Origin of the sequence: Novipirellula rosea (genome assembly GCF_039541335.1) — a bacterium.
Classification (GTDB): domain Bacteria; phylum Planctomycetota; class Planctomycetia; order Pirellulales; family Pirellulaceae; genus Novipirellula; species Novipirellula rosea.
In genome coordinates this window covers 37,615-51,176 of sequence record NZ_BAABGA010000039.1, presented here as the reverse complement: position 1 = coordinate 51,176, position 13,562 = coordinate 37,615, and the positions used below count along the sequence as shown (strand labels likewise).

General features: G+C 53.1%; 11 protein-coding genes. 3 read left to right on the top strand and 8 right to left on the bottom strand.

Annotation, left to right across the window (positions count from 1 at the left end):
- Nucleotides 1-245 precede the first annotated feature (245 nt).
- Complete coding sequence (locus ABD971_RS16175; RefSeq protein WP_339942750.1) at nucleotides 246-533, bottom strand: hypothetical protein; 288 nt, start codon at nucleotides 531-533, stop codon at nucleotides 246-248.
- Between the two features lie 496 nt (nucleotides 534-1,029).
- On the opposite strand from ABD971_RS16175, the gene ABD971_RS16170 reads away from it, so the two are divergent.
- Complete coding sequence (locus tag ABD971_RS16170; RefSeq protein ID WP_345323709.1) at nucleotides 1,030-1,914, top strand: SHOCT domain-containing protein; 885 nt, start codon at nucleotides 1,030-1,032, stop codon at nucleotides 1,912-1,914.
- A 155-nt stretch (nucleotides 1,915-2,069) separates the two neighbouring features.
- Here ABD971_RS16170 and ABD971_RS16165 read toward each other — a convergent pair whose 3' ends face one another.
- Complete coding sequence (locus tag ABD971_RS16165) at nucleotides 2,070-3,185, bottom strand: glycosyltransferase family 4 protein (protein WP_345323707.1); 1,116 nt, start codon at nucleotides 3,183-3,185, stop codon at nucleotides 2,070-2,072.
- A 239-nt stretch (nucleotides 3,186-3,424) separates the two neighbouring features.
- Here ABD971_RS16165 and ABD971_RS16160 point away from each other — a divergent pair, with 239 nt between their 5' ends.
- The gene (locus ABD971_RS16160; RefSeq protein ID WP_339942756.1) at nucleotides 3,425-3,874 is read left to right on the top strand and encodes a hypothetical protein; all 450 of its coding nucleotides are present in this window, start codon (nucleotides 3,425-3,427) and stop codon (nucleotides 3,872-3,874) included.
- 761 nt (nucleotides 3,875-4,635) lie between these two features.
- Here the strand turns inward: ABD971_RS16160 and ABD971_RS16155 are convergent.
- The 5 genes from ABD971_RS16155 to ABD971_RS16140 form a co-directional block, all read right to left on the bottom strand.
- The gene (locus ABD971_RS16155) at nucleotides 4,636-5,979 is read right to left on the bottom strand and encodes a hypothetical protein (RefSeq protein WP_339942758.1); all 1,344 of its coding nucleotides are present in this window, start codon (nucleotides 5,977-5,979) and stop codon (nucleotides 4,636-4,638) included.
- Nucleotides 5,980-6,022: 43 nt separating this feature from the next.
- On the bottom strand, nucleotides 6,023-6,598 hold the full coding sequence (locus tag ABD971_RS36080; protein WP_425571322.1) for a WcaF family extracellular polysaccharide biosynthesis acetyltransferase: 576 nt from the start codon (nucleotides 6,596-6,598) through the stop codon (nucleotides 6,023-6,025).
- 69 nt (nucleotides 6,599-6,667) lie between these two features.
- A complete protein-coding gene (locus ABD971_RS16150; protein ID WP_345323705.1) occupies nucleotides 6,668-9,094 on the bottom strand; it encodes a lipopolysaccharide biosynthesis protein in 2,427 nt (808 codons plus the stop codon).
- Complete coding sequence (locus ABD971_RS16145) at nucleotides 9,094-10,242, bottom strand: HAD-IIIA family hydrolase (RefSeq protein ID WP_339942762.1); 1,149 nt, start codon at nucleotides 10,240-10,242, stop codon at nucleotides 9,094-9,096. The genes ABD971_RS16150 and ABD971_RS16145 overlap by 1 nt, the downstream gene beginning before the upstream one ends.
- The gene (locus tag ABD971_RS16140) at nucleotides 10,235-11,092 is read right to left on the bottom strand and encodes an N-acetylneuraminate synthase family protein (protein WP_339942764.1); all 858 of its coding nucleotides are present in this window, start codon (nucleotides 11,090-11,092) and stop codon (nucleotides 10,235-10,237) included. The genes ABD971_RS16145 and ABD971_RS16140 overlap by 8 nt, the downstream gene beginning before the upstream one ends.
- Before the next feature lie 405 nt (nucleotides 11,093-11,497).
- Between ABD971_RS16140 and ABD971_RS16135 the strand changes: the two genes are divergently transcribed.
- The gene (locus ABD971_RS16135; RefSeq protein WP_345323702.1) at nucleotides 11,498-12,163 is read left to right on the top strand and encodes a TylF/MycF/NovP-related O-methyltransferase; all 666 of its coding nucleotides are present in this window, start codon (nucleotides 11,498-11,500) and stop codon (nucleotides 12,161-12,163) included.
- A 23-nt stretch (nucleotides 12,164-12,186) separates the two neighbouring features.
- Here ABD971_RS16135 and ABD971_RS16130 read toward each other — a convergent pair whose 3' ends face one another.
- On the bottom strand, nucleotides 12,187-13,407 hold the full coding sequence (locus tag ABD971_RS16130; protein WP_345323700.1) for a glycosyltransferase family 4 protein: 1,221 nt from the start codon (nucleotides 13,405-13,407) through the stop codon (nucleotides 12,187-12,189).
- Between the last annotated feature and the right edge of the window lie 155 nt (nucleotides 13,408-13,562).

The window sequence follows — 13,562 nt, the reverse complement described above, 5'->3', positions numbered from 1 at the left end:
GTGTTGCGGCGGAGTCTAAGTCGTTGTCTCCGCTAGCTATAGGATACCAAGACAAGGCCACAAAAACACGACGAACTTGGGCCAAGCGGCAGCGAAGTCGGTAATTAACGCCGCGCACCGAGGGTCCTCACGTTTGCAACATCCAGCAATGAGGTCGACGTCGCGTGGGGCGTCATGATTTTCATCAAATTACTGCCCGAACTCGCTAGCCCAAGGCGACTTACTTTGGGTAGCGGCACGGCGTTCTAGCCGCCCATGGCAACCCCGATCGCCATGATTCCAATGATGCCCATGATCACCAGCCCGTTAAAGACGAGTCCGAGAATGGCAAAGATTCGCGAGCGGTTAGGTTGGCACAGTCCGGCGACGCCCAGACCGATCCCAAGCAGGTTCAGGCCAATGACTCCGAAAATGCAGAGCCCCACGATGATCGCAATGGGCGACTCTTCATTAATGCCTTCGGGGCTGGAGGCCTCGGCAAACCCGGCCACTAAAATGACCGTGAAGGCACCAATGCCGACCATGATCGACATGATGAACGAGGCAATCCCAAAGCCCGACTGCCTTTTGCCCTGCGGAACGTCGCCGGCAAAAGAGGGCCCACCCTGTCGTTGCGGTGGCGAGTAGGGGGATTGCGGGGGTGGATTGCCAGTATCGAAACTCACAGTGCGTCGCCTTCTGCGCATTTAAGGTGTTTTGTTCTCGCCGAACAAGTGCGTCTCATTCTAATGGCGATCCAATCCAATTGCCACTTGCTTGGATCGGCAAGTCGTTTGGGGATCCGCGTTTTGTTGATTGTTTGTTGACTGTGTGAGTCGCCGCTTGCGGTTTCGATCGAAAAATTGTGCGGACGCACTTGGTGCAACGAATATGGCGAGCAACAAACAATTCGCCGACGCACGCTTCCCCTGCTGGCGGTGAAACGTCAAAATACAAAATGGTGGCGTCGCCACACCGTGGCGGAACGGTTCATCTCTTCTATCCCCTTTGTTTGTAATCGGCAAATCCGATTCAGGATCGCACGACACCATGCCACAACTATCACCTGCGGGGAACGAAATCGTCCAACGACTGGGCCAGCGTCACGGACTCTCTACGGACGCCGTCACGCACATGTTGATCGCCATTCACAATGGCAACGGCTCGATGGCTCAGTTTAATCATCCCGAATTTGGCGGTTGCGGCCAGTGGATGCGAGGCGGGATGACGATGGTTAGCGATCTGTTTAACTATCAATTGAAATCTCGCGTCGAAAACATCTGCAACGACATCGCCAACGAATTGGCCAACCATCAAACCTCGCCTTTTCAAGGATCGTTCCAAAGCCAAAGCCAGGGAGGCCAAAGCCAAGGCAGCGGGAACACGCAGTCACAAGCGTCTGGCGCGATGGGCAGCAACAACAGTCTATTTGTTCCCGATCCCGATCAAAATTGGTGGCCAGAGGAACTCGGAGTGCCCAACGCAACCGGAGCACAAAACAACATTCGCTACGCCTATTTCTCGTGGAGTCGCCGACTGGCGGTAAAAACAGGCTCCGACGTCTGGGTCTACGACACGCTGGATCATCAAATCGGTGGCTTTGGACAGCAGCAAGGAGGCGGCAGTTCGATCACGTTCACTAGCCAGTACGGAACGGTCAACCTGGCAAGTCTGCCCGTGGTTTCTCGCAACGGAGTGGCTCCAGTGCCGCCGACTCCGGCCCCCGCAGCGCCGGCCGCGGCGTCACCTGCCAGCGAAACGGCCTCGAACAACATGGCAGCCCTGTCCCCGAGCGACAACGGAAACCGTCAAGAGGCTTCCGGCAACGACGGCATTCTCGGCACGCTCGAGCGACTTGGGGCGTTGAAAGAAAAGGGCTACATCAGCGACCAGGAATTTGAAGAGAAAAAACGCGATCTACTAAGCCGTCTTTGATCCGCAACGCTGCGAGACATTTTCTCTTATCAAGTCAGCCTGTTTTAGCGTAGCGGAAGTCGTCAACGGCTTTCGTTCGGTTGACGTATGCCCCCCCGAAACTCGTGACGAGTTCCGCTACAGGAAATGCTGCACGGCGTTGGTCTGGGACGCTACTACAAATCTTCGGAACGTTTTCGCGACTTTCGGCCACCGCTGGCGACTTCCACCAACAATTCCTCGTAGGCGTCGACCATGGACGTAAAGTCAAAACGTTTGATCACCGCGGTGGCCGCGTTGCCCAACCGCACACGTTCGGATTCGTTTTGGATCAAGGATCGCATCGCGTCGGCGAGTGCATCGACGCTGTCGTCCACCAGCAATCCGTTTTCGTTGTGCGTGACGATCTCGCACGAACCACTTTGGCACTTCATCGCGATACACGGCAATCCGGTTGCCATCGCTTCGAGCAGCGCCGAGGGGAATCCTTCGTAGCGACTGGGCAAGACAAACAGCGTGGCGATTTCATATTCAGGTGCGATTGGACGCAACCAGCCGGGCATCGACAAACGTCGGCTGATTCCCGCTTCGTCGGCTTGACGCTGCAATTCCTCGCGCATCGCTCCTTCCCCCAAGATCTTCAGTGACCAAGCGGGTGCATCGTCCGCGATTTTTGCGAACGCTTCGATCAAACGGTCGAAGCCTTTTTCGGGTGCCAGACGGCCGACCCCTAAAATGATCTTATTTTCATGTTCGATATCACGGCAGCGTGGTGGCGTGATCGCCGAGGGGATCACCGCGATCGGACGTGGGCTAAGCGGCGCGAGCGTAGTGGCGATTGCGTCGGTCAGTGCGACCACCCGCGCGGCTCGCTTGTAGGATCGTCGCCGCATGGTTTCCCAGAAAAAACCAAGTGACTGCTGTGCCGGGTCGCTGCGTTCGCTGATCACGATCGGTGCCTTCATGCCGATGGTCGACAGCAGCACGTCGAGATTGGTGCGATCGCAAAACGACAGCACCACGTCAGGTTTTTCCGTTGCAATCGTGTTGCGGATCGCCTTGTGCCGGCGATGCAGATTCATCGCTTTATCGACCCGTCCGCGGCTGGCGCGCATCACCCGCAGCGGAATTCGGCGGACCGATTCGGCAACTTCATGCCGGTCGGTGCGGGCGTCATCAAACGTGACCAGCACAACTTCGTGTTCGCGGGCGGACAACTGGGATGCCAGGGCTGCCATCACCCGCTCGGCGCCACCGCCACTAAGAGAATGGATAATGCAAACGATTTTCACGGATTAATCACTCTGCGGTGGTGCGGGGACGGCGGTTCTTCGGAGTGTGGCGATGGTAGGGGAAACCGCGGAATTGGCGAATTGTCGGAACGAATCAGTTGAAAGGATGCTGCGGCCCGACTAGCGTAGGGATTATGCGCAAGCATAGGGTCGTACGGGGGCCCTCCATTTTTAGATCGCGAGAGTCGCAGAATTTTCGCGACAGTCCTAGCCCCCATCATGTTTAGTTGAGGTTTTCGATGAAAAGTATCGTTGTAGCTGCCGTTTTAGCCCTTGCCGCCATTGTCGCCACTTCCGAATCGGCCTCTGCCCAATACCCCGACGCGGGAGGTGTCTTTCCGTTTGGTGGTTACGGATTTTACAGCCCGTATGGCTCCTACTACGGAACATCACTACGCACCCCTCCCTACTTTGCCACCAATCCCCCCGTCTATTACGGTGCCCGTTACGCCCGGCCTTACGGAATGAGCCCCTTCGCGGCGCCGCCGATGGTCAACGCTCCGACCAGCTACCGCGGTCGATTGGAGTCTGAATTCATGACTCCTCCAGGCGCCTCGCATGGTCCGATCGGCAATCCTTGCATTTCTTATTCCGCGTCGGTCAAACCGAAAGCGAAGAAGATGGGGCCAGTGCGAGAGAATCCCTACGTCAGCGAAAACGCCGACGCCGATAAACTGGCGCAAAACTAAAACCGTCTTCGCCGCAATTCGGTAGCGGAACTCGTCAAGAGTTTCGTCCGTTTCCCCGGTAGCGGAACTCGTCAAAAGTTTCGTCCGTGTTCCCTGGTAGCGGAACTCGTGCGTGAGTTTCGTCGGCACGTGATCGCCACGCGTCAACACGCAGGCATAGTGCACGCGATCGCCGCGTGCCCCCAACAGCCCTCATTAAAAAAATCGCGTTGCAACGGAATGCACAAACGGCCGCGGGGTCGCGGAGTCTTCGAGCAGCACGGGGCTCGGGGGCTCCGCCACGCACACGGTTCGCCCCATCCGCGTCTGATCCATGTGCAGTTTTTGCGGCGCAGCGATCCACCGCGTCCAGACTGCAGGGCAGGTCTCGGGTGCATTCGCCGGCAGCTCGGGGCAAATCATTTTGCGAAAACCGTGTCTTTTTGCTTGCCTTGCCCACAGGCGTACCGCTATATTCACATTCGCACCGACTACCACCCATTGCACTCGAGCGGTCACCACAGACACTCAAACAATGACGGTAGCGTCACAGGATAGACAACGTTCTGCATGAGACAGGGTGTCACGCCGCCCGGGGCAAGCGGCGTCGCACCCGCTCTTGAGTTCTTTGTCGCTTCTCCCAAGCGAAAACGGGGCAATACGAACCATCCCGTGGTCTGCCTAATTCACGAAACGCGTCCCCGCGTCGGTGTTGACAGCCACAACGTGCTTGATCCCTGGAAACAGTGCCGAAAAACAAAGGAATCCGGGAACAAATCACATTACGTCAATTGATGCCTCAGCTGCTGTCGAGGACGCACACGACTACAAAACTTTAGAAACACGGCTGCTGAAATGGACGCGGTGAGGTAATAAAAACCGTAGAACATGTTCAGGAAGCAAATGATCGGACTGACGAGCACCACTGTGTACAGATACAGGTAAAGTGGCACGAGAACAGCGTCTCTCTTGGCAAGATTGTATGTGAACACGAACGATGCACCGATCAAAAGTGTCACAAAGATGCTGGCAAACCCAAAGTCGAAAAAGAGTGGCCCGAACAGAGTTGAGTAGATATAGGTTCGTGGCGGAACCTCTGCGGTTGCCTTCGCATCGTAGTGGATGTCGCTAAAGTAGGAGCTAAATTTTGCCACGAGCGAAAAAGTAAATTTGCCATGCTGGTATTCGGCGCGATTAAAGTTTTCGATGGCAAACAGGTACTCGGGGACGGCATGCACGACATACGCGTGGATGACCGACCAATCGTAGAAAGCTGATCGAAACGAGTCGGGCATCGCACTGTGTCTGGCAACGGATCGATAGTTGGGGCTCAGTTCTAGCAGGTCGGTGAAACGGCCCGCTTCCACGGCAGCCTCCGTGGACGCCCCCTTCAATTCGAGACGATGGCTAAACATTCGTGTGGAAAAGACAAAGAGGGCAAACGCCACCATCGATCCGACGAGTATCGTCCTCTTTCGCAGTCGAATTCCCGAATAATAGAAAGCCAATGCTGCAAGAATCGTGACGGAAAACACCGCTCCACGTTTACCGAGCAGGATTGTGTTCAACGGCGCAACCAGACACGCAAAGATGGAAAGGACGACGGCTATTTTCCACATCCGTTTTGCATGTTGCCGTGCTGAATTGTGCAGTGCTAAAGAAATGATCAGCGTTGGAAATGCCAATGGGTAAAGCAAGGACGCAACCAGACCTGCCATTGACGCGCTGATTTCCGCGTTCTGTTCGTACAGCTCGTTCACATTTGATGTGACGGAAAACCCGCGAGCCACGAAGAGGTCGTAACACTTCAGAATGGTCCCGAGCAAGGCTAGCCCGATCAGTACCCAAACGCCAAGTTGCAAGAATCGCGAATCGACTGGAATCCCCGATTCGATTCGGAATCGCTTCTTGCCTCCGTGCCGGCTAAAACGATAAAGGATCGCCGGAAGGGCAATGGCAACGATGTTTAGAAACAGGAAAAACCAAGTTTGATAATCGTATTCCAGGGCGAAGGCGAAGGGGCTTGTCAAATGGAAAAAGCCAAAGATGGCAGCGGAAATCAGACAGGCTGACAATGGGGTAGGCAGCTGCAGGCTCGATCCGTCGTGGGTTGCCACTTTGCTCATATCATCCTCGTGCCGGTCGTCTCAACGGGGAAGCTTCGATTCCCTATTTCTCTTTCGGCTGATCTCGGTAACGCTGCGCAATTTTGCATGCCGGATTACCTCGTATGACTGAAAATGCCTCGACGTTATTCGTGACAATCGATCCCGCCGTAATGACTGCATCGGTCCCAATCGTTAATCCCGGCCCCACGAAAGCCATACACCCCACCCACACTCCGTCATTAAGGGTAATCGGAGCATTTCGGTAATTCATTGCCGGATCCCGATAATCGTGGTTACCCGCACAGATGGTTGCTCGTTGAGATAGACAGCAGTGATTGCCAATCGCAACCGGCTCAAAGTTGATAATGCAAACTTCTTCGCCAATCCATGTGTGATCCCCAATTCTTAGCTTCCAGGGAAAGTGGACGTTGACCCGAGGTTTGATATAGACATTGCGTCCGACTTTTGCCCCAAACAATCGAAGACATCTAACTTTAAGATTCGAGGGCCATGGCAGCGGGGACAGAAACACAAAGCATTTTAAAACATACCAAAGCATGAATACGAGGGTGCTTGCACCTCGCTCGAAGTTCTTGCTTCGATCAAATTGATCGTTCCGGACTCGGCTTTCATACATCTTAGATATCTCGGCGTCTCATTTCAGATATGCAGTGGTGGCAAGCAGCGTTGGTATGTGGGCCATGCTTCACGGCTGCAAACATTTCAGCAAAGTTGACTCGAGTGCGTCCAAATGCACACACGATGTATCCAGGCCTGTTTCGTCAAACACAATGCGGCGATCATCGATATTCACGAAAATCGCAGGACGTCCATTTAACGCGAATTCGAGACCAAGCGTCGAAAACGCCGAAACAAAAGCCAACGAATCGCTGTAACGTTGGGTACGCTCCACCGTGGCGATGGCTGCAACCTTCTTACAGGTGGCCTCGGATTCCTTGGGATGTGGATAGACAATAAGGTCGATTTCCAGCTTTTTGCAAACCTTGCTAACGATCTCCAACATCATCCAATTGGGCGGATAGTCTTTGCCTTGAAATCCGAGTGCGACGTGAGGGGTCCCACGTGTCTGCCAACTCATTGATTTACTAAGATCGCTCGCTTCGATCTGCACACTCGGATTGCCACTGAGGTATTTCTCAAAAACGTGCTGAAATCTTGTGTCGAGCAAATGATAGCGATCGAAGAACAAACGTCGCTGGATTTTCTCGAGCGGACGTAATTCCCAAGCACCATGTTGGTGTCCAGTAAGAACGTCAATAAGCTGCTTGCGACGAAGTTCGCTTAACAGCACGACATACGGCTGAAAATGTGCTGCAACATGAAACGAGCGAACTCCGTATTGTTCCGACAAATAGGTGATGCAGGCGAGGTCGAGAAGCGTCAAACTATCCAAAGGACTTTGCGGCTTGATGTCGCGCGAGAGCCGGCGATATTGACGGACGATTGCCACGACAACGGACGGCCGAATTTTCGTAAAACGAATCGACCTAGGTGACGTGCAGACGTGGAACGATCCCGGCGTGTCAAAACGGCCCAGTCGCGGATCGTGGATATAGTGGCAACAACCGGTGGGCGAGCCTCCATCGCGTCCGGGTGCGTTGCACGCGAATGCAAGCATTCTCAGAATAAACTCAGCAAACGAACGCAGGCGATGGTTCTTGACATCAAGTCCTTCGCACACTTGTTCGCATTCGTCGACGATCGCATGAAAGGCGATTTGATCCAACGGCACTGCCCTTTGGCTCGGTGTGTCTACGGCTTGCAAAGGTAACGTGGGAGATTGCGGAGCGTTTGAAACCAAATAATAAGCAACCAAGTTTACGGATCCTGCTTGGCAAAGCATCCCCGCGACCATGGCAATGACCAACCCGATCTCGCCGTACCAAAGGCAACCAAAATAGGACACCGCGATCGTGACGCTTCCGGCGACGATCGTAGCAGCGGCAAGGAATGACGTTCGCTTCAATCCGCTCAGGATATTCACGCCGATCAAATAGATGCAGTGAAACACATTAAACAGGCAGAAACACCCGAGCGTCAATTTACTGGGAATGTACTGAGCCGGTAACCGGTCGGCGCCAACGTAAAGGCACGCGGCGATAATAAGGTAGATGACAACGATTACGGCTAGAGCAAGCGCCATACAGCGGCGAAGAATTGAGATCGCCTGGGAATACTCGCGTCGACCAAATGCTGAATTGTATTTCGGTAGTCTGGCTTCGAGCAGGGCGACGGGAAAGCCCATCAACAGAGATGCAATTGCCGAAAACAGAGTAAACGAAGCCATCTCTTCCAAGGTTTGGCTAATCGTTCCAATCCAGCGACCGCTGGCATTAATTGCCCAAAGCCCGATAAGATGCATCGACACGGGCAGAGAGTAATGAAGCAATGAGCTCAATAACCCCGCTTCGGGTGCCGCCAACAGAATGCGTCGGATCTCTCCATGCATTGCGATTAGAAATGCGCCGAACAGACCACAGGCCATTGATCCAGAAATAACGATCAGCGGTTCTGTCGAGGTCCACAGCAAAAATGGCAACGAGATGAAAAAGGGTGCGAATGCGTACACGCATGCCGCAAGGGCGAAACGCACCGCCTGCCCTTTTACTCGAAGCAGCGAGAATGCGAATTCGCTCAGAATTGCGGCGAAGACATGAAACGCAATGCAACATCGCAGCAGACTTGATCCGTGCGTCAACGGATCGTCGGGGACAGCGACCAACAGGATGGCGAGGGTCAGCGTTAATCCAGTCCCCGCAATCGCCGTCGTGGTGAAAAGCGTCGTTCGGAACAAGGAATTGCGTTTTGCACCTTGTGGATGATCAAACGCGAGTCGCATCGGGGCGAATACAATCCCAAGGCTCAACAGCGGCACAAGCAGGTTGACCGCCGCCAGCAACATTCCGTAGCGAGAAAAATCGGCAGGCGAAACAAGCGCTAATAGCACCGGGATCCAAACGGCGCTGCCAAACTTTCGCAGCACCGCAGCCGAGAGAAATGCAACTGTGGAGCGAAAATCGGAGCGACCGGTGGTCGACGCTACGGACGCGGAATGGTGATTCTGCGAAGTAGATTGCACTCCTAGCGGTGCGGGTTGAACCGGCGGGCTCATCATCGGCTCTCAATCAAAACTTCACAAATTTCTCGCACAGCGCCGCTGCCGCCTGGCAGCGTTGCGACATAAGACGCAATTTGCCGGACCTGTTTGACTGCGTCTGCCGGACATGCCGAAAACGCCGACCGCTGCATGATTTCGATGTCATTAAAATCATCTCCAATCATCGCGACTTGTGACGGACTGACATCGTGCTGTTCACATAACGTTGCCAAGAAATTGCTTTTGTCCATTACCCCCAAATGAATGGGGATACCGATTTTCTTCGCTCTTGCCGCAGCGACCGACGAGTTTTCTCGGGTGACGATGGCAACTTCGATCCCTTGTTCTCGCAGCAGCGACAGTCCATGCGCGTCGCGTGTATTAAATTTCTTCATTGCTTCGCCGTTGGCGTCATAATACATCCCGCCATCGGTTAGCGTACCATCGACATCACAGACGACCAAGCGAATGCCTCGGAGCACCTCGAAATAATCGCCTTCAAAAGCGCGGCGCCGAAGCAGTGATTCGCAAACCGCCCAATCATCAGGTTCATCGATCTCAAACGCGGTCCGCGGTTCCATCTCGAAGACACCAATTTTACCGCCGAGTCGGCACTGGTACTGCTCAAGAATTTCGCGACGCGTGATATAAAACGCGCCGTTTTCAACCAAAGTGCCTTTCCAATCCTGGCGGCGCGGACGATGAACGGGATCGTAGTTGAGTGCTTTACCCTCGGGGCTCCAAACAAAACGCTTTTCGATAACCCCCGTCACCATGCTGTCGTAGCCATCGGAACGAAGGGTCCCAATCGCGCGATCCAAGTCGCTAGCGGTAGTCAACGGCGATGTCGCCTGGATCGTAACAACCGTCTCGAAATCGATTTTTTTTGCGAAATCGATCATCACGGATTCAGTGGATGCCGTATTGGTCGCGTATTCAGCGGGCCGGTCGATCACTTCCACCGGCAACTTGAAGGAGTTGACGATTTCTTTAATCTTGTCACTGTCCGTGGAAACATAGACGCGGTCAATCAGCGAGCTTTCGCACGCAGCTTCAAGTGACCATCGACAGAGCGGCTTGCCTGCGATGGGCTTGACGTTCTTACCTGGAATTCCCTGTGACCCACCGCGAAGCGGGATAAGTGCAACGATTGGATTAGCCATTCACTTTCCTCTTCAGCTTTTCTCGTTGAACCTTTTCAATCGGCAGAATTTCTTCGGACTTGTATGTCAAACCTTTGGCGACACTTTTTAGGTTTCGTGCAAGGCGACGCATTCCGTCCGGCTCGAGACTTGCGGCATGATCGGTTCCTCGCCATGTTCGGTCCAGCGTGAAATGTCGCTCAAATACCGTCGCGCCCAGTGCAAGCGCTGCGATATCCGCTGCGATGCCGAGGTGATGCCCCGAGAATCCGACGGCTTTGACGGTCGTCCCGTACTCTTCGATCAGTCGCTTGATTTCATAGAGCCCAAGATCCTCAAAAGGCACGGGGTAACCCGAGGTGCAGGCATAAATCACCAAATCTTTTCCACGTCCTTTCTTGTCGTAGAATTCAACGATCTTCGACTCCTCCTTGCGGGTGGACATGCCCATCGAAACATGGATTTCACCGGAGAAGGAGTCGCACAAGAACCCAGCCATCTCAAAGTCGACGTTACAAGCCGAAGGAACCTTTAACAGGTGCGGTGACAGCTGCACCATCTCCTTTGCCGCGGTCAGATCCCAGACCGATGTCGAGTATTCGACCTCAAATTGCTCGCACCACTCTTTCAGTTGGCGATGCTGATCAACGTTAAACTCAAGGAATTCACGATGCTGACCATAGGTTTCCCCGTAACTGTTGTGGGGATTCGGGTGAGGACGGTCGTACTCTTGAGGTGACAATAGCTCACGGTTCGTGCGCTTTTGAAACTTGATCACATCGACTTGACAAAACACACTTGCCATCTTGATCAATTCGTGTGCGATCTCCATCTCGCCTTTGTGGTTGCATCCGACTTCTGCGATTATCATTTTGTTACCCGATTTGGATGGGGAGTCACCTAAGCAAGATCATGCGACCCATTCGCTGCCTGCCTTGTAGGGGCAAAAACTTGCCTTTGCCCAGTGATGCAAATCAATTCGCTTGGCCCAATGCTTTACGAATCGATTCCATCACTGGCTGCATAATGGGAACATCGTCGCCAAATTACCCAACCCTCTAGTGCAAATGCTAGCTATGCCTACTTTCACACATCCGGGATGGTATCGCGTGCATGACCGGAATTTTGTAAATAACGAAACACTCAGGCGCAATCGCAAGGATGTGTCTAAGCCGAAATTTCGGAATCAATGAATTGAATACGGTTTTTCGTCGCTTCTCCCCTTTGTCCCAATTCAATTTGCCTGCTGTTAGCACCACCGAGAGAGAAATAAGTGATGGGTAAAAGACTATTTGGCTTCGACGTTGATCAACAATGGGACTACGAGAATGGCTTTTATTTAACAAGTCACAAGAATCGAATTCCGAAGATGTTGGCACACTATGATCTTTACAAATCGATCGTCAACTTGCCGGGACACGTGGTTGAGTGTGGCGTTTTCAAGGGCGCCTCCTTCATTCGCTTTTGCAGTTTTCGAGAAGTGCTCGAAAGCCCCTATTCTCGTAAAATTATCGGCTTCGATGCGTTTGGCGCCTTTCCCAAGCAGGAGGACGCAAACGACCAAGCGTTTGTCAGCGAATTTGAGGGCGCCGCCGGAGAAGGAATCTCCGTCGATGGATTAAAAGAAGTCTTACAACACAAAGGCTTCGAAAATTTCGAATTGATTAAAGGCGACTTGCTCGAGACGTTGCCTACCTATATCGCCGAACATCCCGAGCTTCGAATTTCGCTGTTACATATCGATGTGGATGTGTATAAGCCATCGGTGGTCATCCTGAAAAATCTTTTCGATCGCGTTGTGCGGGGTGGGTTAATCGTGCTCGATGACTACGGCACTGTCGCGGGCGAAACCGATGCAGTCGACCAATTTCTTGAGAACAGCGACTACATTGTTGAAAAACTTCCAATTTCGCACATCCCTTCTTTTATCAGGAAGAAGTAAAAATCAAGGTGTGCGGAATGGGATCATTTCTTGTGAGTCAGCAGCGTCAACTCTCGTTCGACAAAATCAATAACGGGATCGCGACGATACGCCTCGGATCGTTCAATCGCATTTTGTTGCAGTTGACGATAACGCTGCTGATCATCAGAAAGCTCGGTCAAACGATCTAGCATCTCGTCCAATTCATTCCAGTGGGAAGTCACCCCAAGGCCATACTGCCCCACTTCGGTGCCTAACGGGCCATCGGGATCACAGACACAAAGGACAGGTGTACCTGTCGCCATGCAAGGAATGAGTTTGCTTGGGATAAAGGAGGCTCCTGCGCCCGATTTCTCGGTGATCACAAAAAGATCAGATTCAAACAACGCATTAACGAATCCAGCCTCATCGAGAAATTCGCCAAATCGGAATCGTGAATCGCCGCTTGCTTCAACCCACTGCTTCAAACTTGGCGCTTCACCGCCATTTCCATGGATCGTAAATTGGAAGGCGAGTTTCGATTTGGAGAGCTGCTTACAGAATTCCAGCAGCCCCTGCTTCTTTCCGATGTTCCCACCGTAAAGCAACTTGATCGGTTGCGAGACAGGCCGGTTTATCTTCGGAGCATGCGCCGCGATCACCTCGGCCATCGAAGTGTTTAGAAAGTTGGGGACAAGATGGATCGGCTGATTGCGGGTTCTCAATTCGCTCAGTCGTTGGATCATCTTAGGAGCAATAGAGCTCCACAATACCGCTCGATTGAAGAGAAATTTCTGAGCCATCTGGCTTAGTCGATTGGCAAATCGATTCTTGCTGATCCCCGCCGCAGCCGCTGCATCCGCGGGAATGTCTTGTACATTCAGCCACATCGGCTCACGATAAAAAATCCGCCGGATTGCGCCATAGAGCACAGAGCTAAGCACCGGGCAATACACCATGACCGCGTCATAACGACGGAAGTAGAACAGACTACGCATCAAGCTCAAGGTGAAGGACAACTCGAACATCACACGCGGGATAAACTTCGACGGGTTGGTGGGGATGTACACCCCAAAACGAACGACACGGACACCGTTGATCGTTTCCGTAGCGGTTCGCCAAGCCTTTGCTCCCGATTTATTTTGCCACTCGGGATAGTAGGGATAGGTGCTGAACACCGTCACATCATGCCCTCTCTCGACAAGCCCGTAGCACATGTCGGAAAAGACCGAGGCACCACCTCCGCGGTCGGGATGAAACAGATTAGTGACGACTAAAATTTTCACGAGAGCACTCCGTTGCAGTCAGGTCTTCTAATTAGCAATGAACAAGCTAGCGGGTAGCTCGTTCATCTCGGCTCGGGGCGAATCTAAAATACGGATCAAAGACTCGAAACGACGCGGACAGGTAGGCTGATCACATGACGTCCGCTATCGCGACG

Excerpts from the sequence above, each read along its gene's own strand:
- ABD971_RS16155 (WP_339942758.1), bottom strand. The coding sequence starts at position 5,979 with ATGAGCAAAGTGGCAACCCACGACGGATCGAGCCTGCAGCTGCCTACC.
- ABD971_RS16175 (WP_339942750.1), bottom strand. The coding sequence starts at position 533 with ATGTCGATCATGGTCGGCATTGGTGCCTTCACGGTCATTTTAGTGGCC.
- ABD971_RS16160 (WP_339942756.1), top strand. The coding sequence starts at position 3,425 with ATGAAAAGTATCGTTGTAGCTGCCGTTTTAGCCCTTGCCGCCATTGTC.
- ABD971_RS16145 (WP_339942762.1), bottom strand. The coding sequence starts at position 10,242 with ATGGCTAATCCAATCGTTGCACTTATCCCGCTTCGCGGTGGGTCACAG.
- ABD971_RS16150 (WP_345323705.1), bottom strand. The coding sequence starts at position 9,094 with ATGAGCCCGCCGGTTCAACCCGCACCGCTAGGAGTGCAATCTACTTCG.
- ABD971_RS16140 (WP_339942764.1), bottom strand. The coding sequence starts at position 11,092 with ATGATAATCGCAGAAGTCGGATGCAACCACAAAGGCGAGATGGAGATC.
- ABD971_RS36080 (WP_425571322.1), bottom strand. The coding sequence starts at position 6,598 with ATGTATGAAAGCCGAGTCCGGAACGATCAATTTGATCGAAGCAAGAAC.
- ABD971_RS16170 (WP_345323709.1), top strand. The coding sequence starts at position 1,030 with ATGCCACAACTATCACCTGCGGGGAACGAAATCGTCCAACGACTGGGC.
- ABD971_RS16135 (WP_345323702.1), top strand. The coding sequence starts at position 11,498 with ATGGGTAAAAGACTATTTGGCTTCGACGTTGATCAACAATGGGACTAC.